The organism is Pseudomonas sp. P4_C1 (assembly GCF_056402155.1).
The window spans coordinates 183,475-202,763 of record NZ_JBFUHY010000004.1 but is presented as its reverse complement, the minus strand read 5'-3'; the positions used below and the strand labels follow the sequence as shown (position 1 = coordinate 202,763).

At 60.7% G+C, this 19,289-nt stretch carries 22 protein-coding genes; 19 read left to right on the top strand and 3 right to left on the bottom strand.

What is annotated here, in order from left to right; translation table 11 throughout:
* Positions 1–46: 46 nt before the first annotated feature.
* The 12 genes from AC1DU9_RS04425 to AC1DU9_RS04370 all read left to right on the top strand — a co-directional run bounded on the left by AC1DU9_RS04425 (position 47) and on the right by AC1DU9_RS04370 (position 7,927).
* Positions 47–835: a hypothetical protein gene (locus tag AC1DU9_RS04425; RefSeq protein WP_477809772.1), complete on the top strand. Its 789-nt coding sequence runs from the start codon at positions 47–49 to the stop codon at positions 833–835.
* Positions 832–1,146, top strand: coding sequence for a DUF4406 domain-containing protein (locus AC1DU9_RS04420; protein WP_477809771.1), 315 nt, complete (start codon positions 832–834; stop codon positions 1,144–1,146). Before AC1DU9_RS04425 ends, AC1DU9_RS04420 begins: the two co-directional genes overlap by 4 nt.
* Positions 1,143–1,865 carry a hypothetical protein gene (locus tag AC1DU9_RS04415; RefSeq protein ID WP_477809770.1) on the top strand — a complete coding sequence of 241 codons (723 nt, stop codon included), beginning with the start codon at positions 1,143–1,145 and terminating at the stop codon, positions 1,863–1,865. Before AC1DU9_RS04420 ends, AC1DU9_RS04415 begins: the two co-directional genes overlap by 4 nt.
* A 413-nt stretch (positions 1,866–2,278) precedes the next feature.
* Entirely contained in the window at positions 2,279–2,548 is a 270-nt protein-coding gene (locus AC1DU9_RS04410; protein ID WP_477809866.1) for a hypothetical protein, read from the top strand.
* Between the two features lie 49 nt (positions 2,549–2,597).
* Positions 2,598–2,909: a hypothetical protein gene (locus AC1DU9_RS04405; RefSeq protein ID WP_477809769.1), complete on the top strand. Its 312-nt coding sequence runs from the start codon at positions 2,598–2,600 to the stop codon at positions 2,907–2,909.
* A 51-nt stretch (positions 2,910–2,960) separates the two neighbouring features.
* Complete coding sequence (locus AC1DU9_RS04400; protein ID WP_477809768.1) at positions 2,961–3,320, top strand: hypothetical protein; 360 nt, start codon at positions 2,961–2,963, stop codon at positions 3,318–3,320.
* A gap of 43 nt (positions 3,321–3,363) precedes the next feature.
* Complete coding sequence (locus tag AC1DU9_RS04395) at positions 3,364–3,606, top strand: excisionase (RefSeq protein WP_477809767.1); 243 nt, start codon at positions 3,364–3,366, stop codon at positions 3,604–3,606.
* Entirely contained in the window at positions 3,587–4,690 is a 1,104-nt protein-coding gene (locus AC1DU9_RS04390) for a phage integrase Arm DNA-binding domain-containing protein (protein ID WP_477809766.1), read from the top strand. Before AC1DU9_RS04395 ends, AC1DU9_RS04390 begins: the two co-directional genes overlap by 20 nt.
* A gap of 50 nt (positions 4,691–4,740) precedes the next feature.
* Positions 4,741–5,103: an ArsC family reductase gene (locus AC1DU9_RS04385; RefSeq protein WP_477809765.1), complete on the top strand. Its 363-nt coding sequence runs from the start codon at positions 4,741–4,743 to the stop codon at positions 5,101–5,103.
* A gap of 32 nt (positions 5,104–5,135) precedes the next feature.
* On the top strand, positions 5,136–6,170 hold the full coding sequence (gene dapD, locus AC1DU9_RS04380; RefSeq protein ID WP_223458364.1) for a 2,3,4,5-tetrahydropyridine-2,6-dicarboxylate N-succinyltransferase: 1,035 nt from the start codon (positions 5,136–5,138) through the stop codon (positions 6,168–6,170).
* A gap of 150 nt (positions 6,171–6,320) precedes the next feature.
* On the top strand, positions 6,321–7,526 hold the full coding sequence (locus AC1DU9_RS04375) for an aminotransferase class V-fold PLP-dependent enzyme (protein ID WP_223458361.1): 1,206 nt from the start codon (positions 6,321–6,323) through the stop codon (positions 7,524–7,526).
* Positions 7,523–7,927, top strand: a complete 405-nt coding sequence (locus tag AC1DU9_RS04370) for a SufE family protein (RefSeq protein ID WP_477809764.1) — start codon at positions 7,523–7,525, stop codon at positions 7,925–7,927. Before AC1DU9_RS04375 ends, AC1DU9_RS04370 begins: the two co-directional genes overlap by 4 nt.
* Before the next feature lie 143 nt (positions 7,928–8,070).
* Here the strand turns inward: AC1DU9_RS04370 and tcdA are convergent, their stop codons facing one another.
* Positions 8,071–8,889, bottom strand: a complete 819-nt coding sequence (gene tcdA / locus AC1DU9_RS04365) for a tRNA cyclic N6-threonylcarbamoyladenosine(37) synthase TcdA (protein WP_008019563.1) — start codon at positions 8,887–8,889, stop codon at positions 8,071–8,073.
* A 264-nt stretch (positions 8,890–9,153) separates the two neighbouring features.
* Here tcdA and AC1DU9_RS04360 point away from each other — a divergent pair, with 264 nt between their 5' ends.
* From AC1DU9_RS04360 to AC1DU9_RS04345, 4 genes are all read left to right on the top strand, one after another.
* The gene (locus AC1DU9_RS04360; protein WP_223458358.1) at positions 9,154–11,745 is read left to right on the top strand and encodes a glycosyltransferase; all 2,592 of its coding nucleotides are present in this window, start codon (positions 9,154–9,156) and stop codon (positions 11,743–11,745) included.
* A 211-nt stretch (positions 11,746–11,956) separates the two neighbouring features.
* On the top strand, positions 11,957–13,108 hold the full coding sequence (dapE, locus tag AC1DU9_RS04355) for a succinyl-diaminopimelate desuccinylase (protein WP_223458356.1): 1,152 nt from the start codon (positions 11,957–11,959) through the stop codon (positions 13,106–13,108).
* Positions 13,108–13,917, top strand: a complete 810-nt coding sequence (locus tag AC1DU9_RS04350) for a putative RNA methyltransferase (RefSeq protein ID WP_223458354.1) — start codon at positions 13,108–13,110, stop codon at positions 13,915–13,917. Before dapE ends, AC1DU9_RS04350 begins: the two co-directional genes overlap by 1 nt.
* A 75-nt stretch (positions 13,918–13,992) precedes the next feature.
* A complete protein-coding gene (locus AC1DU9_RS04345) occupies positions 13,993–14,370 on the top strand; it encodes a hypothetical protein (RefSeq protein WP_046041100.1) in 378 nt (125 codons plus the stop codon).
* Between the two features lie 136 nt (positions 14,371–14,506).
* Here the strand turns inward: AC1DU9_RS04345 and AC1DU9_RS04340 are convergent, their stop codons facing one another.
* Positions 14,507–14,716, bottom strand: coding sequence for a cold shock domain-containing protein (locus AC1DU9_RS04340; RefSeq protein WP_007954750.1), 210 nt, complete (start codon positions 14,714–14,716; stop codon positions 14,507–14,509).
* 236 nt (positions 14,717–14,952) lie between these two features.
* Between AC1DU9_RS04340 and plsB the strand changes: the two genes are divergently transcribed.
* Genes plsB through AC1DU9_RS04325 form a run of 3 tightly spaced genes read left to right on the top strand, consistent with a single transcriptional unit; the run spans position 14,953 to position 18,623 of the window.
* A complete protein-coding gene (plsB, locus tag AC1DU9_RS04335) occupies positions 14,953–17,457 on the top strand; it encodes a glycerol-3-phosphate 1-O-acyltransferase PlsB (protein ID WP_477809763.1) in 2,505 nt (834 codons plus the stop codon).
* A 51-nt stretch (positions 17,458–17,508) separates the two neighbouring features.
* Positions 17,509–17,907 carry a YbaY family lipoprotein gene (locus AC1DU9_RS04330; protein ID WP_223458350.1) on the top strand — a complete coding sequence of 133 codons (399 nt, stop codon included), beginning with the start codon at positions 17,509–17,511 and terminating at the stop codon, positions 17,905–17,907.
* Positions 17,908–17,933: 26 nt separating this feature from the next.
* On the top strand, positions 17,934–18,623 hold the full coding sequence (locus AC1DU9_RS04325) for a DUF4197 domain-containing protein (RefSeq protein WP_223458348.1): 690 nt from the start codon (positions 17,934–17,936) through the stop codon (positions 18,621–18,623).
* Between the two features lie 68 nt (positions 18,624–18,691).
* Here the strand turns inward: AC1DU9_RS04325 and AC1DU9_RS04320 are convergent, their stop codons facing one another.
* Positions 18,692–18,973, bottom strand: coding sequence for a DUF6124 family protein (locus AC1DU9_RS04320; protein WP_223458345.1), 282 nt, complete (start codon positions 18,971–18,973; stop codon positions 18,692–18,694).
* Between the last annotated feature and the right edge of the window lie 316 nt (positions 18,974–19,289).

Below are 19,289 nucleotides of genomic sequence, written 5' to 3'. Positions count from 1 at the left end.
CCCACCCTCCACCTCCCACCGGGCATGACCCGGCATAGGACGCCCCATGCCCACAGAAAACAAACCGGCAGGCACGTTCATCGTGCTCAGCCTGAAGCATACGCACCGCCGCCACAAAGCAATCACCCTCTGGCGGTCAGATGACAGCGGCTATTGCTGGATGCTGCGCAGCGCCGGCCACTACGAAGAGCCTCGAGTGCTCGAACACCTTGGCTACTACAACAGCGGCTGCTCAAACGTCGCGGTGCCTACTGACCTAGTGGAACGGCTTTCCTGTGAAGTCGAGTACGACACCAAGGAGTTCGGGATTTGCCTGCCGAACAACGCCGACACCTGGGCGCAACTGCTGGCCTGCCTGATCCGCCCCACCGATTACGAGCCGAAACCGGAGTATCGCGGCTGCCGCTATTCGGAAAACAGCATGTGGATGAAGCGTAAGCGTTGCGATGAGGTCAACCAGGCGATCCGCATCATCGCCGACCACGGCCGCCGGTTCTTCTACAGCCAGACGGTGAATCGCTACGCCAGCATGGAAGTCGACGCCCGCGGCAAGGTCTGGTTCATCGACGACTACAGCGACAAGCGTGTATTCACCCATGAAACGGTGTGGGGTGGCCGGTGGCGCGGCTTCACCCATGGCGGCACGCTGAAGGATGTGGTTAAAGCATTCCGGGATTACATCTGCACCGGCAAGCAGCTGCACCCAGGCTATCTGGGGCCTGAACGGTTCAACGACAGCAACATCTGGGGTTACGACGAGGAAGGCATGCGCGCTGTGCGCGAGCAGGCAGGTGCCCTCCCGGTATTTCGCCAGCCAGTTGCGGAGGCAGCATGAAGCGCATCTACCTCAGCGGGCCGATGACTGGCCTTCCCGCCCTTAACTTCCCCGCCTTCGCCGCAATGACCGCCAACCTTCGCGCCGACGGCCACACCGTCACCAACCCCGCCGAGCTCAACCCTGACGGCGGTTCCTGGAACGACTGCATGCGCCGCGACATCGCCGCCCTGATGTACTGCGACACGGTGGCCACGCTCCCTGGCTGGGAGCATTCAAAGGGCGCCCGCCTCGAAGTGCTGATCGCTGAACGCCTCGGTATGACGGTTGTGAATGCCCATGATCTGGTATCGATGGAGAGAGCAGGATGAGCGAGTTCAAGAGAGAGGACCGTTACATCGTCATCAAGCGCAGCGACGTCGACAACTTCTGGCGTGACGATGTGCGGGAACAGTTCATGTCAGCGCTTGAGCGCCTGAACGAACATCACGTACGTGTCCCGCAACGCCAGTTTTTGGTCATCGAAAGCGACTGGCCCGAATACGAGCCGGCCTGGCACATGATCGAGCGGCGTGTAAACGGTGTCACTGGCAGGCTTCCTGAAGTGGTCGCCGTGATCAATGAGGAAGGCGAGCACTTCAAGGAAACAGTTGTTGAGCATCGGCCGGGAATTGACCGGCTTCCCGTGGGAACTGAGCTGGTGGACCGCGCCCACGTCAATCGGTTGGAAGCCGAGCGTGACGCCCTGCAGCTGCGCCTGAACGCAGCGGATCAGCGGATTGATGAGTTGACCCAGCACCAGGGCGAGCCGGTGAGTTGGGGTGCACCGAAGACGGTGCACCAATTGATTCGGCAACTCCAGACCCTGGACCCGGAACTCGAAACCCACGCAATGCTCCGCATTCCAGACTTCAAGGATGGCAAACAGGTCCGTTCATGCCCGCTCAGCATTTCGTATGAGCGTATGGAAGGCCCATGGCTTTCGAGCTACAAGGGCGACGGCCGCAAGGTCATTGCCTTCTGGGCGAAGCCTGACCCGCGAGAGTTGCAGGACCAGGGTGAAACGCTGACCGAGTTTGCCAAATTCTGACAGGAGTACATCTGTACTCCACCCTCAAAATTACTCCCTCCCCCTTCAAAGTCAGCCGTTATAGCGGCAAGGACGAAGTCATGCCTGAAGAAATTGCAATCAGCCTCAATAGTGCGGCGCGGGATGTCATCGCCGAGCGCCAGCGCCAAGTATCAGCCGAAGGATATTCGCTGCATCGTGATGACCTCTATGTGAAGGGCGAGCTCGCCGAGGCTGGTGCGACTTACGCAAGTCTTGCCGGGAGGCCGCGCAGCCTGAGCACGGCATGGTCCTGGGGCAGCGGGACGTTTAAGCCAAGTGCCGATCGACGCCGTGACATGGTCAAGGCTGCCGCGCTGCTTCTGGCAGAGATAGAGCGTCTGGATCGTGTCGGCCTGATAAATTCCTGGCCGGTCAGGCGGGATGAAAACGGAATGTTCCAACACCCCGACATGCCGGATTTCGAAGAGGGTGACGGCGACAAGTGCAAGGCCTGGATCGCTGAACAGGGCCTAGCCGTGGCAATGGTTAGCCTTGAATATGCAGACGAAGCGATTGCCAACCGCTACTTCGAATCCAACGACCCTGATTGCAGCTACTGGGAGCCGGATCGCCCCGATGGTGAGGGCTGGTTCTGCCTTGCAATTCACGATGCCGATGACGGGCCAGTCTGCTGGTGGGCCCGACGCGAGGTGACGCCATGATCTTCGCCCCGTTCTACATGCTCTGGCTCATTTACAAGGGGCCGCGGCGATGAGAGCTGTCCGCCGGTTCGTTGATGACTCCTCAGCCAAATACGGCTTTCGCTCGGTGCCCGCCACCTACGAAGAGGCCGAGAAGATCACCGGCTTCCGGYTTGACCGCCGTGTCAACTATTCCATCAGCCTCGAAGGGGAAGTTGAGCAGGAAAGCTGGTGCACCCTGGATTGCTCCGGGTGCGGCTGTGGTTGCGAAGGTGGCTGTGGCTGTGGTCCGTCCACCGGATGCAGCGAGTGCGGCTACACCGGCAAACGGAGGCATCACTTCGGCTTCCCGCCAGCGCCGCCTACCCGCAAGAAACCCTAATCCCATCTTCCACCTACCAGCCTGCCGGTGAGCGGCGGGCGAGGAATCGTTATGTCCGATTTTCAAACGGAATCCACGCCCACCGCGCGCAAGCAACATCAATGCGGCGAGTGTTATGGCGTCATTGAGTCCGGCCGGCAATACCAACTTGTGTCGGGTAGTTGGGATGGTTGCATGGGCTCATTCAAAACCTGCATGCCCTGCGTCGAAGCTCGTACCTGGGCCATTGCTCAGCCTGAATGGATGGGTGATGGCGAACATCTCTATTACTTCGGGCGACTCGATGAGGACCTGGCAGACCTTGCTCCAGAGATCAGGTCGCAGGATGGCCGCCGATTCCACACGTACCGCGTGCAGTCGCTCATGGCGCGGCGCCGGAAGTCAGCTCAGGCTCTGCGAAAAGCCGCATAACCCCATTACCACCTTCTGCCGCCACGCGGCGCGGAGCATCATCATGGCAAAAGTCACCCTGGATGAATGGGCGGCGGCCGAGTTCAAGACGCCGCCAAGTCCCAACACCCTGCGCAAATGGGCGCGAGAAGGCCGTATCGCTCCGGTACCGGTCAAGCACGGGCGCAACTACTATGTAGAGTCTGACGCCCACTACCAAGAACCTGACCAGCAGCCCGTCCGGATCGTCGGCGGCAGCCTGATCAACAGAATAGAGAGAGCACGCAATGGCGCCCAGGCCGCGTAATACCGGGTCAAAGGATCTTCCGCCCAATCTCTACCGCAAGACTGACGCCCGCAATGGCGTCACCTATTACACCTACCGCGACCCGATCAGTGGTCGCGTGTTCGGTCTGGGCAAGGACAAGGAGGCGGCCATTCGCGAGGCCGTCGCCGCCAACCATGCCGAAGCACTCAAGCCAACCCTAACGGAACGCATCAGCACCCCGGCGCCATCGCCGGGCAAGCTGTTCTCGGATTGGCTGGTGGAATACCGTGAGCTGTTTGCCGAGCGCAAGCTGTCCGCCAGCAGCAACAAAAACGTGGGCATGCGGATCAACCGCCTTGATGCGGTATTCGGTTCGAAGGGAATCAAGGACATCACAACGATGGATGTGGCCGATTACCTGACAGGCATGGCCAAAGAAGGAAAGGCGCAGATGGCCCGAGCGATGCGCTCGCTTTTGCGAGACGTGTTCGCCGAGGCCATGGCCAGGGGATGGGTCGGCGCCAACCCGGTCGAAGTGACGAAGGCAGCTCGAGTGAATATCAAGCGCGAGCGGCTGACACTGGATCTGTGGAAGGCAATATACGAAGAAGCCGAGAAGCCGTGGCTGCGCCGTGCAATGGAACTGGCGGTACTAACCGGCCAGCGCCGCGACGACATTGCATCGATGCTGTTCAAGGACGTTCACGACGGTTTCCTGCACGTTGTGCAGTCAAAGACCGGCGCCCGTCTTCGAATCAGTACCGAGATTCGCCTGGAGTCTGTCGGTCTGGACTTGAACCAAGTGGTCAAGCAGTGCCGCGATCGCGTTCTGTCACAACACCTGGTGCATCATGCCCAGGCACCGGGCCGGGCTAAGGCTGGCCAGCCAGTGGTGCTGGACACCTTGAGCTCTGCGTTTGCGGAAGCTCGCGACAAGGCAGGCGTTAAGCTGGGGATAACTTTCGGGCGGCAGCCACCATCCTTTCATGAACAGCGCTCGCTGGCAGCACGCCTCCATGAGGCTGAAGGCCGGGACGCCCAGAAACTGCTCGGTCACCGCTCAGCCACAATGACCGACCTGTACCGCGACAGTCGAGGCGCTGAGTGGATCGACGTGGCATAATCGATGGCTGAATTTTTGGGCGATATTGGGGAAGTTTTGGGGAAGAATTTATGCCCAATGAAATCAAGCACTTAGAGCTTTTCGGCATCAAAGCCTGCGACACCATGAAAAAGGCGCGCACCTGGCTCGATGAACACGCTGTCAGCTATGACTTTCATGATTACAAGGCGGTCGGTATCGACCGTGAACACCTGACCCAATGGTGCAGCGAGCACGGCTGGGAAGTGGTGTTGAACCGTGCAGGCACGACCTTTCGCAAGCTCGACGACGAACGCAAAGCCGATCTCGACCAGACGAAAGCCATCGAACTGATGCTCGCACAACCCTCGATGATCAAGCGCCCGGTGCTCGATCTCGGTGACCGAACCCTGATTGGCTTCAAGCCAGATATCTACGCGGCCGCGCTCAAGTAAGCAGCCCGTTCAATTTTGTTAGAGGTAAACACATGTCCACTACCCTGTTCAGCCTGGCCTTCGGCGTCGGCACTCAAAACCGTCAAGGCGCATGGCTGGAAGTGTTCTACGCCGCCCCGGTACTCAAGCCATCGGCTGAAGTCCTCGCCGCTATCGCACCGATCCTGGGCTACACCGAAGGCAATCAGGCCATCGCGTTCAGCACCGCCCAGGCCTCGCAATTGGCTGAAGCGCTGAAAAGCGTCGACGCTGCCCAGGCTGCCCTGCTGACCCGCCTGGCCGAGAGCCACAAGCCGCTGGTTGCCACCTTGCTGGCTGAAGACGCCCAACTGTCGTCCACCCCTGAGGCCTACCTCAAGCTGCACCTGCTGAGCCATCGCCTGGTCAAGCCACACGGCCTTAACCTGGCCGGGATCTTCCCGTTGCTGCCAAACGTGGCCTGGACCAGCCAGGGCGCGGTCGACCTGAGCGAACTGGCCGAACTGCAACTCGAAGCCCGCCTGCGCGGCGAGCTGCTGGAAGTGTTCTCGGTGGACAAGTTCCCGAAAATGACCGACTACGTGGTTCCGGCCGGCGTGCGTATCGCTGACGCTGCGCGTCTGCGCCTGGGCGCTTACGTGGGCGAAGGCACCACCGTGATGCACGAAGGCTTCATCAACTTCAACGCCGGCACCGAAGGCCCGGGCATGATCGAAGGCCGCGTATCCGCTGGCGTATTCGTCGGCAAGGGTTCGGACCTGGGCGGCGGTTGCTCGACCATGGGCACCCTGTCGGGCGGCGGCAACATCGTGATCAAGGTCGGCGAAGGCTGCCTGATCGGCGCCAACGCCGGTATCGGCATTCCGTTGGGCGACCGCAACACCGTCGAGTCGGGCCTGTACGTGACTGCCGGCACCAAGGTCGCACTGCTGGACGAAAACAATCAACTGGTCAAAGTGGTCAAGGCCCGTGAACTGGCTGGCCAGCCGGACCTGCTGTTCCGTCGCAATTCGGAAACCGGTGCCGTGGAATGCAAAACCCACAAATCGGCCATCGAACTGAACGAAGCGCTGCACGCTCATAACTAAGTGCCGCACATCCACCTGTAGGAGCGAGCCTGCTCGCGAAAAACGTAAGGGCAACGCGGTTATTCAGACAATGCGCGTTATCGTTCACGTCCATCGCGAGCAAGCTCGCGCCTACAGGGGTCAGGCGTAAACCCTCCAGGGCCCGATAGCATGATGATCCTCTCTCCCTGGCGCGCCGATTTTCCGGCCATCGCCGCCCTGCAACGGCAAGGCCAGACCTATCTGGACAACGCCGCCACCACGCAAAAACCTCAAGCCCTGCTGGATGCCCTGGCGCATTACTACGCCAACGGCGCGGCCAACGTGCATCGGGCGCAGCATTTGCCCGGCGCCCACGCCACCCAGGCGTTCGAGGACAGCCGCCGCAAAATCGCGCAATGGCTCAATACTGGCGATTGCGGGCAGATCATCTTTACCCACGGCGCGACGTCCGCGCTGAATCTCCTGGCCTACGGCCTGGAACATCTTTTCAATCCGGGCGACGAGATTGTCATCAGCGCCCTGGAGCATCACGCCAACCTGCTGCCGTGGCAGCAACTGGCGCACCGTCGCGAGCTGAAACTGGTGATCCTGCCGCTGGATGCCGACGGTGTGATCGACCTTGAAGCCGCGACCGGTTTGATAGGCTCGCGCACACGTCTGTTGGCGGTCAGCCAATTGTCCAATGTGATTGGCGCGTGGCAGCCGCTGCCTGAATTACTGGCACTGGCCAAGGCGCACAACGCCATGACGGTGATCGACGGCGCCCAGGGCGTGGTCCATGGCCGCCACGACGTGCAAGCGCTGGGCTGCGATTTTTATGTGTTCTCCAGCCATAAACTCTACGGCCCCGATGGCCTGGGCGTGCTGTTCGGGCGCAATACAGCGCTGCAACAACTGCGTCCCTGGCAGTTCGGCGGCGAAATGGTGCTGGATGCCAATTATCACGACGCACGCTTTCGCCCGGCACCGCTGGGTTTCGAGGCCGGGACGCCGCCGATTGCCGGTGTGATCGGCCTGGGAGCGACCCTGGATTACCTCGCCGGGCTCGATCAGAACGCCCTGTCCGCCCATGAAGCAGCGCTGCATGCCTGTCTGCTCAAGGGCCTGGAGGCGCGCAATGGCATTCGCCTGTTAGGCAAACCGCAAGTGGCGCTGGCCAGTTTCACCGTCGACGGTGTGCATAACTCCGATCTCGCGCATTTGCTGACCGAACAAGGGATAGCGGTGCGGGCCGGCCATCACTGCGCCATGCCGCTGCTTAAACGCTTTGAACTGGCCGGGGCGATTCGGGTGTCGTTGGCGCTGTACAACGATTCCGAAGACCTGGAGCGGTTCTTTGAAGCCCTGGATCAGGCGCTGGAGCTATTGCGATGAACCTGCCCGCCGATGCCGTAACGGCACTCGAGACCTTTCAGAAAACGGCCGGCTGGGAACAACGCGCACGCCTGCTGATGCAATGGGGCGAGCGTCTGCCGGCCTTGAGTGATGCGCAGATGTGCGATGCCAACCGGGTGCACGGCTGTGAAAGCCAGGTGTGGCTGGTGGGCGAATTGCGCGATGATCATTGGCTGTTCAGCGCCAACAGCGACGCGCGTTTGATTCGCGGGTTGGTGGCGTTGCTGCTGGCGCGGGTCAATGGATTATCGGCGGCCGAGTTGCAGCAGGTGGATTTGCCGGACTGGTTCAATCAGTTGGGGTTGGGGCGGYAGTTGTCCGAGTCGCGCAGTAATGGTTTGAATGCGGTGCTTCAGCGGATGCGGGAGTTGGCACAGTAAAGGACTGCTGCGCAGTCCATCGCGGGCAAGCCCGCTCCCACAGGGATTGGCGGTGAATCCGGATTTTGCATCCGACACTCACTCCTGTGGGAGCGGGCTTGCTCCGGGCGGCGTTCCGACGAAGAGGCCATCAGCCTTACAGATCAGGCTTCAGGCTTGACCCGATCCGCCGGCCGCCGCACACCCGCCACGATCTTGTCCACAGCCTTGGTCGCCGCGACCATGCCGAATGTCGCCGTCACCATCATCACTGCGCCAAACCCACCGGCACAGTCGAGCTTCACCCCATCACCGACAAAACTTTTCTGCAGGCAAATACTGCCATCCGGTTTCGGGTAACGCAGTTGTTCGGTGGAAAACACGCACGGCACGCTGTAATGGCGGGTCACGGTACGTGAGAAGCCGTAGTCGCGGCGCAGTGTGGAGCGCACTTTCGACGCCAACGGATCGTTGAACGTGCGATTCAGGTCGCAGACCTGGATCAACGTCGGGTCAATCTGTCCGCCCGCGCCGCCGGTGGTGATGATCTGGATCTTGCGGCGCTTGCACCAGGCGATCAGCGCAGCCTTGGCGTTGACGCTGTCGATGCAGTCGATCACGCAGTCGATGTTCGGCGTGATGTACTCGGCCATGGTGTCGCGGGTAACGAAGTCAGGCACCGCGTGCACCGTGCAGTCCGGGTTGATCCCGCGCAGACGCTCGGCCATCACCTCGACCTTGGGCTTGCCCACCGTGCTGTCCAGCGCATGCAGCTGGCGGTTGGCGTTGCTGACGCAGACGTCGTCCAGGTCGAACAGCGATATCTCGCCGACACCACAACGGGCCATGGCTTCCGCCGCCCAGGAACCGACGCCGCCGACGCCGACGATCGCCACATGGGCCGCGCGCAGGCGCTCAAGGCCTTCGATGCCATACAAACGGGCGATGCCGGCAAACCGCGGATCTTCTGTACTCATGACCATTACCCCAAAAACCGGCGCGCATTATAGGGCTGTCGGCGCCCAAGATCATCATTGCGCTATGAACTGGCAACATCCATGAAAACCACATCGAACAAAGATTTGCCCTACAGGCTCTAACGAAAGAACTTAAACCGACTTGGATTGCCCAATGTCCGGCAATTCCCTGTCCGCTGTACGACCAGAGAATGCCCGGTGTAGGATGCGCGCCCCTTGGCGACCGCCAACCGTTCCTTCGTTCCACAGTCTTTGGAACCCGAAATAGCTATGTCATCGCGTAAATTTGGACTCAACCTGGTCGTGGTGCTCGCCATCGCAGCCTTGTTTACCGGCTTCTGGGCGCTGATCAACCGCCCGGTCACCGCCCCCAACTGGCCAGAACAGATCTCCGGCTTCTCCTACTCGCCATTCCAGCAGGGCCAATTCCCGCAGAAAGACCAGTACCCGACCGACGATCAAATGCGTCGCGACCTGGAGATCATGAGCAAGCTGACGGACAACATCCGCATCTACTCGGTCGATGGCACCCTGCAAAACATCCCGAAACTGGCGGAAGAGTTCGGCTTGCGGGTGACCCTGGGGATCTGGATCAGCCCGGACCAGGAGCGCAACGAACGGGAAATTACCCGCGCCATCGAAATCGCCAACGCCTCGCGCAGCGTGGTTCGTGTGGTAGTCGGCAACGAAGCGATTTTCCGCAAGGAAATCACCGCCCAGGAACTCGGCGTCATGCTCGATCGCGTGCGTGCCGCCGTGAAGGTGCCGGTAACCACGTCCGAGCAGTGGCACGTGTGGGAGGAACACCCGGAACTGGCCAAACACGTCGACCTGATTGCCGCGCACATCCTGCCTTACTGGGAATTCATCCCGATGGACAAGGCCGGGCAGTTCGTCCTCGACCGCGCCCGCGACCTGAAGAAGATGTTCCCGAAAAAGCCGCTGCTGCTGTCCGAAGTGGGCTGGCCGAGCAACGGCCGCATGCGCGGTGGCGCCGATGCCTCCCCGGCGGACCAGGCGATCTACCTGCGAACCCTGGTCAACAAACTCAACCGTCAGGGCTTCAACTACTTCGTGATCGAAGCGTTTGACCAGCCGTGGAAAGCCAGCGACGAAGGTTCCGTCGGCGCCTACTGGGGCGTGTTCAACGCCGCGCGCCAGCAGAAGTTCAACTTCGAAGGCCCGGTGGTGGCGATTCCGCAATGGCGCGTGTTGGCCATTGGTTCGGTGGTATTGGCACTGTTGTCGCTGACCCTGCTGATGATCGACGGCTCGGCCCTGCGCCAGCGTGGCCGTACCTTCCTGACCTTCATTGCGTTCCTGTGTGGTTCGGTGCTGGTGTGGATCGGTTACGACTACAGCCAGCAATACAGCACCTGGTTCAGCCTGACAGTGGGCTTCTTGCTCGCCCTCGGCGCGCTCGGGGTGTTTATCGTACTGCTGACCGAAGCCCATGAACTGGCCGAAGCGGTGTGGGTGCACAAGCGCCGGCGCGAGTTCCTGCCGGTGGAAGGCGATTCCAGCTACCGCCCGAAAGTGTCGATTCACGTGCCCTGCTACAACGAGCCGCCGGAGATGGTCAAACAGACCCTCAACGCCCTGGCCAACCTCGACTATCCGGACTTCGAAGTCCTGATCATCGACAACAACACCAAGGACCCGGCGGTCTGGGAACCGGTGCGTGACTACTGCACAACCCTCGGCCCGCGCTTCAAATTCTTCCACGTGGCACCGCTGGCCGGCTTCAAGGGCGGCGCGCTGAACTACCTGATCCCGCACACCGCCAAGGATGCCGAAGTCATTGCCGTGATCGACTCGGACTACTGCGTCGACCGCAACTGGCTCAAGCACATGGTGCCGCACTTCGCCGATCCGAAAATCGCCGTGGTGCAGTCGCCGCAGGATTACCGCGACCAGAACGAAAGCACCTTCAAGAAGCTCTGCTACGCGGAATACAAAGGTTTCTTCCACATCGGCATGGTCACCCGCAACGACCGTGACGCGATCATCCAGCACGGCACCATGACCATGACCCGTCGCTCGGTGCTCGAAGAACTGGGCTGGGCCGACTGGTGCATCTGTGAAGACGCCGAACTGGGCCTGCGCGTGTTCGAAAAAGGCCTGTCGGCGGCGTATTACCACACCAGCTACGGTAAAGGCCTGATGCCCGATACCTTCATCGACTTCAAGAAACAGCGTTTCCGCTGGGCTTACGGAGCGATACAGATCATCAAGCGTCACACCGCCAGCCTGCTGCGCGGCAAGGACACCGAGCTGACCCGTGGCCAGCGTTATCACTTCCTCGCGGGCTGGTTGCCGTGGGTGGCGGACGGCATGAACATCTTCTTCACCGTCGGCGCGCTGTTGTGGTCGGCGGCAATGATCATCGTGCCGCAACGGGTCGATCCGCCGCTGCTGATCTTCGCAATCCCGCCATTGGCGCTGTTCGTGTTCAAGGTCGCCAAGATCATCTTCCTCTACCGCCGAGCGGTCGGGGTCAACTTGAAGGATGCCTTCTGCGCGGCGCTGGCCGGCCTGGCGTTGTCCCACACCATCGCCAAAGCGGTGCTGTACGGTTTCTTCACCAGCAGCATTCCGTTCTTCCGTACGCCGAAAAACGCCGATAACCACGGCTTCTGGGTGGCGATTTCGGAAGCCCGGGAAGAGATGTTCATCATGCTGCTGCTGTGGGGTGCTGCCTTGGGGATCTTCCTGGTGAACGGCATGCCGAGCAACGATATGCGCTTCTGGGTGACCATGCTGCTGGTGCAGTCGCTGCCGTACCTGGCGGCGTTGATCATGGCATTCCTGTCGTCGCTGCCGAAACCGACCGCCGAACCTGAAACGGCACCTGTCGTCTAAATCTGCGCAGATGCACTAAACGGCGGCCAATGGTCGCCGTTTTGCTTTAAGATAAGCGCCATTTTGCGGGGCTTGGCCCTTGATGGCCTACCCCATACCTGTGGGAGCGAGCTTGCTCGCGATGAGGCCGTCACATTCAACCTTTATGTTGGCTGTGATTGCGCTATCGCGAGCAAGCTCGCTCCCACATTAAGATCTTCCGGAGTTTTCCATGACGGCCCACGCCGACCTTTCGCCGACCCTCCAACTCGCCATCGACCTGATCCGCCGTCCGTCCGTGACGCCGATCGACGCCGATTGCCAGAAGCAGATGATGCAGCGCCTGGGCGATGCCGGTTTCACCCTGGAACCGATGCGCATCGAAGATGTGGATAACTTCTGGGCCACCCACGGCCAGGACGACGGTCCGGTGCTGTGCTTCGCCGGCCACACCGACGTGGTCCCGACCGGTCCGGTGTCGGCCTGGCAGATCGAGCCGTTCAACGCGCTGATCGACGAACACGGCATGCTCTGCGGCCGTGGCGCCGCCGACATGAAAGGCAGCCTCGCCGCCATGACCGTCGCGTCCGAGCGTTTTGTCGCCGACTACCCGAATCACAAGGGCAAAGTCGCGTTTCTGATCACCAGCGACGAAGAAGGCCCGGCGCACCACGGCACCAAGGCCGTGGTTGAACGCCTGGCCGCGCGCAAGGAGCGTCTGGACTGGTGCATCGTCGGCGAACCGTCGAGCACCACCCTGGTGGGTGACGTGGTCAAGAACGGCCGTCGCGGCTCCCTCGGCGCCAAGCTGACCGTGCGCGGTGTACAAGGCCACGTGGCTTACCCGCACCTGGCGAAGAACCCGATCCACCTCGCCGCCCCGGCCCTGGCGGAACTTGCCGCCGAGCACTGGGACCACGGTAACGATTTCTTCCCGCCGACCAGTTTCCAGATTTCCAACGTCAACTCCGGCACCGGTGCGACCAACGTGATCCCGGGTGATCTGGTGGCGGTGTTCAACTTCCGTTTCTCCACCGAGTCCACCGTCGAAGGCCTGCAAAAGCGCGTCGCCGACATCCTCGACAAGCATGGCCTGGACTGGCACATCGACTGGGCGCTGTCCGGCCTGCCATTCCTCACCGAACCGGGCGCGCTGCTCGACGCGGTATCGGCGAGCATCAAGGACATCACCGGTCGCGAAACCAAGGCGTCCACCAGCGGTGGCACCTCAGACGGGCGCTTCATCGCAACCATGGGCACCCAAGTGGTTGAGCTGGGCCCGGTCAACGCGACCATCCACCAGGTCAACGAGCGCGTGCTGGCCGCCGATCTCGACGTGCTTACCGAAATCTACTACCAGACCCTGATCAAGTTGCTCGCCTGATGCTGGCGTGTCCGATCTGCAGTGAACCGCTGAACGCGGTGGAAAACGGCGTGGCCTGCCCAGCCGGGCATCGTTTCGACCGTGCGCGCCAGGGTTATTTGAACTTGCTACCGGTGCAACACAAGAACAGTCGCGACCCTGGGGATAACCAGGCGATGGTCGAAGCCCGCCGCGACTTTTTGAACGCCGGGCACTACGCCCCGGTGGCCAAGCGTCTGGCGGAGCTGGCTGCCAGTTATGCACCGCAGCACTGGCTGGACATCGGTTGTGGCGAGGGTTACTACACCGCGCAAATCGCCGAGGCTTTGCCAGATGCCGAAGGTTATGCCTTGGACATCTCCCGCGAAGCGGTCAAACGCGCCTGCAAACGCAACCCGAAGCTCACCTGGTTGATCGCCAGCATGGCGCGGGTGCCGTTGGCTTCCGGCAGTTGCCAGTTCCTGGCCAGTGTCTTCAGCCCGCTGGATTGGGAAGAAGCCAAGCGCCTGCTCAGTGTTGGCGGCGGCCTGATGAAAGTCGGGCCAACCAGCGGCCACCTGATGGAACTGCGTGAACGGCTGTATGACGAAGTCCGCGAGTACATTGACGACAAGCATCTGGACCTGGTGCCGGAAGGCATGGCATTGGCGCACAGCGAGACGCTGACGTTCAAGCTGACGCTGGACAAGCCGCAGGACCGTGCCAACCTGCTAGCGATGACGCCCCACGGCTGGCGTGCCAGTGCCGAGCGCCGGACAGCGGTTATCGAACAGGCCGAGCCGTTCGAGACCACCGTATCAATGCGCTACGATTATTTCGTTCTTCAATAACTTTTGGTTCCGGGCGAGTGCCCGAGACCGGCTAAATCCGCGAATGGATTTTTCAGACCCGCAGTGAGGACATCCATGCGCCAACCCGATATCGAGATTTACCTGAAAGACGCCGACGTCGACCACAAAGCCATTTCCGCTTGGCTCGGTGCGGCATTGGGCCCGTGCACGGATTGGGTCCAGAAGGGCCAGACCTACAAGTGCAAGGCTGGCAACGTGCCGGTGACCTGGTTGCCAAAAGCCGTCGGTAAATGGAACAGCCTGTATCTGGAAAGTGACCAGACCCCATGGGACGACGACATCGCCTGCGCCCGCGCCGCGTTTGCCGCGCTGAACGTCGAAGTGCGTTGCGCGCCGGGCACCTGGGTCGAGGAGGAAGGTGAGGAGACGGCGGATCGCTGGATTCGCATCAGCGCCGATGGTGAAGAAGAAATCACCTGGAAAACCGCGTAATAGCCTACACACCAAACCTGTGGGAGCGAGCTTGCTCGCGATAGCGGACTTACATTCAACATCTACGTTGGCTGAAAGGACCTCATCGCGAGCAAGCTCGCTCCCACAGTGTTTTTGGGTGTTCTGAAGATTTTGGTTACAGACCTACAACATCCTCAGCCTGCAACCCCTTCTGCCCTTCCACCACCGCGTATTCAACCTGCTGGCCTTCGGTCAGCGAACGGTGCCCTTCGCCGCGAATCGCGCGGTAGTGCACGAACACGTCCACCCCGTCCTCGCGCTGAATGAAGCCGTAGCCCTTGGCGTCGTTGAACCACTTCACATTGCCGGTTTCGCGTGTTGCCATTTGTTCATACTCCCTTTTTATTATTGATCGGGCTTTTCGCAGGAAAGCCTCGGGAACGTCAGCCTGCGCATACCGGTCCCATGAGGGCAACGGCGACAGAGCGCCGAGTATATGACAGACGTTAAAACTCTCAACAGGAGTTTACTTCGCCGCTTTTTTGCCGATTTTAAGCGAATCCGGCACACTATCGCCCTCCCGAGCAAACGCTTGGTTTTATTCACTCACGCAGAAGCCGTATGACCCGCTCCCCGTTCCGCCGTCTTGTGTTTGGCACCCTGCGCCGACTGTTGTACCTCTGGGTTCGCTCGGAGACGATCAACCAGTCGTCGCTCACCCTCAACCTCGACCGCAGTCGTCCGGTGTTCTACGTCCTGCAAAACCCTTCGCTGACCGACCTCGCCGTGGTCGACACCGAGTGCAGCAAGGCTGGCCTGCCACGTCCGGTGCTGCCGGTGTCGGTGGATAACCTGCTGGAGCCTGCCGCGTTCTTCTACCTGACACCGGAACCGGACTGGCTCGGCCGCCAGGACAAGCGCGGCGCGCCGCCGACCCTGACCCGCCTGGTCAGCGCCCTGAGCCAGAACGCCGCCGAAGATGCGCAGATCATCCCGGTCAGCGTGTTCTGGGGCCAGTCGCCAGACAGCGAAAACAGCCCATGGAAACTCCTGTTCGCCGATAGCTGGGCGGTCACCGGGCGCTTGCGCCGATTGCTGAGCGTCATCGTGCTGGGACGCAAGACCCGCGTGCAGTTCTCCGCGCCGATCCACCTGCGCGAACTGATCGAGCACAACAAGGGCCACGAGCGCACCGTGCGCATGGCTCAGCGGATCCTGCGGGTGCACTTCCGCAACCTGAAGGCGGCGGTGATCGGCCCGGACATTTCCCACCGCCGTAATCTGGTCAAAGGCCTGCTCAACGAGCCACAGGTCAAACAAGCGATCCTCGACGAAACCGAACGCGAGAACATTTCACCGGAGAAGGCCAAAGCTCAAGCGCTACGCTACGGCAACGAAATCGCCTCGGACTACACCTACACTGCGATCCGTTTTATGGAAGTGGTGCTGAGCTGGTTCTGGAACAAGATCTACGACGGTATCAAGGTCAACCACATCGAGGGCGTGCAGAAGGTCGCCCAGGGTCACGAAGTGATCTACGTGCCGTGCCACCGCAGCCACATCGACTACCTGCTGCTGTCATACCTGCTGTTCCGCAACGGCCTGACCCCGCCGCACATTGCCGCCGGCATCAACCTGAACATGCCGGTGATTGGCGGCCTGCTGCGTCGCGGCGGTGCGTTTTTCATGCGCCGCACCTTCAAGGGCAACCCGCTGTACACCTCGGTGTTCAACGAATACCTGCACACCCTGTTCACCAAGGGCTTCCCGGTGGAGTACTTCGTCGAGGGCGGCCGTTCGCGCACCGGGCGCATGCTGCAACCGAAGACCGGGATGCTGGCGATCACCCTGCGCAGCTTCCTGCGTTCGTCGCGCATGCCCATCGTCTTCGTGCCGGTCTACATCGGCTACGAGCGCGTGCTGGAAGGCCGGACCTACCTCGGCGAGTTGCGCGGTGCGGCCAAGAAAAAAGAATCGATCTTCGATATTTTCAAAGTCATCGGCGCACTCAAGCAGTGCTTCGGCCAGGTGGCGGTGAACTTCGGCGAGCCGATCAAGCTGGCGGAATTCCTCGACGGCGAACAGCCGGACTGGCGCCAACAGGAACTCGGCCCGCAGTTCAGACCCGCCTGGCTCAACGAAACCACCAATCGTCTCGGCGAGAAAGTCGCCCGGCATCTGAACGAAGCGGCAGCGATCAACCCGGTCAACCTGGTGGCACTGGCGCTGCTGTCGACCACCCGACTGGCGCTGGATGATCGGGCCATGGCGCGGGTGCTGGACCTGTACCTGGCGCTGCTGCGCAAGGTCCCGTATTCGCCGCACACCACCTTGCCGGAAGGCGATGGCCGGGCGCTGATCGAGCATGTGAAGGACATGGACCTGCTCTCGGAGCAGAGCGATGCGCTGGGCAAGATCCTGTATCTGGACGAGCAGAACGCCGTCCTGATGACCTACTACCGCAACAACGTGCTGCACATCTTCGCCCTGCCGGCGCTGCTGGCGAGCTTCTTCCAGAGCGCCTCGCGCATGAGCCGCGAACAGATCCTGCGCTATACCCGCGCGTTGTATCCCTACCTGCAAGCGGAACTGTTCATTCGCTGGTCGCTGGACGAACTGGATGCGGTGATCGATCAATGGCTGGAAGCCTTCGTCGAACAAGGCCTGCTGCGTTTCGAGAACAACGTGTTCCTGCGTCCGGCTCCAAGCTCGCGGCATTTCGTGCTGCTGACCTTACTGTCGAAAAGCATCGCCCAGACGTTGCAGCGCTTCTACATGACCGTGTCCCTGCTGCTCAACAGCGGCCAGAACAGCATCAGCGCCGAAGAACTGGAGGACCTGTGCACGGTCATGGCCCAGCGCCTGTCGATCCTGCATGGCCTGAACGCCCCGGAATTCTTCGACAAGAGCCTGTTTCGCCACTTCATCCAGACCATGCTCGACCTCGATGTGCTCAAGCGCGATGAAGCGGGCAAGCTGAGCTACCACGAACTGCTCGGTGAACTGGCCGAAGGCGCGGCCAAGCGGGTGTTGCCGGCGGAGATTCGTTTGTCGATCCGTCAGGTGGCGTTGCATCGCAGTGAAGATGCGGCGGATCAACCCGCACCACCGGTCGAAACCGTCTAGATTGATCAGGGCGCCAGTCAGTTCTGGTGCCCTCGATACGGAGATCTTTCAATGAAAAAACTGCCCCTGATCGCAGCCGCCTTGCTGTTGACTGCCTGCCAGCATCCGACACCGGCGCCCAAGGCATCCCTCGATGGTGAAGTCTTCTACCTGCAACGCAGCGCACTGCCACCGAACGCGGTCCTCAGCGTCAGCCTGCAAGACATCTCACTGGCCGACGCCCCGGCAAAGGTCATCGACGAGCAACGCGGCCCGGTCAAAGGCCAGGTGCCGCTGCCCTTCCATCTCAGCTACGACCCGCTGACGGTAGAGTCCAATCACCGTTACTCGGTGAATGCACGCATTGAAGTCGACGGCAAACTGCTGTTCATCACCACCGAAAATCACGCCGTGCGCCTGGACGGCTCCGATCCCAAACCCGTGAAGGTCCGTGTCGACGCGGCCCGCTGAGTGTTTTTTTGAAAAAGGAAGTTGCCATGCTCCGCCCTACCCTCCGTTTTGCCGGCCTGTGCGCAGGTTTAATGTTCTGCGCCAGCGCGATGGCGCTGTCCCTCACCGACCTGTCGCAAAAAGACGCCACCGGCGGGCTCAAGGACGCACTGACCCAAGGCGCGCAACTGGCCGTCAAACAACTCGGCACCCCGGGGGGCTTCAGCAACAACCCCGACGTGAAAATCGAACTGCCGGGCAAGCTGGGCAAAGTCGCCAGCAAAATGAAACAGTTCGGCATGGGTGATCAGGTCGATGAGCTGGAAGCCAGCATGAACAAAGCGGCCGAAACCGCCGTCACCCAGGCCCAGCCCATCCTCGTCGATGCCGTGAAGAAAATGACCGTGGAAGATGCCAAGGGTATCCTCAGCGGTGGCAACGACTCGGCTACCCAATACCTGAACAAGACCAGTCGCGAACAGATTCGCGCCAAGTTCCTGCCCATCGTCAAGCAAGCCACCGACAAGGTTGGCCTGGCCCAGCAGTACAATTCCTTCGCCGGACAAGCGGCGACAATGGGTGTAGTGGATGCGAAGAATGCCAACGTCGAAAACTACGTCACCGAGCAAGCGTTGAATGGCTTGTTCGAGATGATTGGCAAACAGGAAGAAACCATCCGCCAGAACCCGGCGGCTGCGGCGACCAGTTTGGCGAAGAAGGTGTTTGGAACCTTGTAATTTTTAGCTGGCGACAACACCAGAAAAGCCCGCTGAACCTTGTGAAGGTCAGCGGGCTTTTTCGTTCTCTATTGCTGCGGGTCAAGGTGATCCAGCACCTCGCTCACCGATAGCTGTGCAAGTACAATCATCTGCTGAATACCGAGCACCAGATTGCACGTCGGGCCAATCAGGTTGGATGACAACTCGGTCGCCATCACGTTGGCTGAGGCGAGGGTTTCGTAGGCGTGGACCAGCAGGGTTTCGGAATTAATGCCTGGGCGGATAGTGAAAATTGGACAGGGGCGACTTGAAGTGCCGATATGTTCTTCGGGCTCTGAAGCCGGGGGGTTGGGACTGTGTTTGACCATTGTGAAACTCCTAACGAAAATTGGAGCAGCCAGCATCACTTGCAGATGATGGGTGGCAGCTGTGTGCAGGTCTGCAAGACCGAGTCGTTAGGCAACCTCGGCAGACCCGAAGATCTCCCGCACACAGCCACCATAAATCGGTGGTCGCTAAAAAGCGCCACGATTATAGGTGCGCTTATGGGCGCCTAACAAACTATTGGCGGGCTTGCAGTCCCGGTCGCTGAATTGGCAGCGACGGTCAAAGGCTAAAGACCGTGCTTCCGACGGGCAACCTGAAAGTCTTGTGGGAATGGTCTGAATGTTTGATCAGGCGATA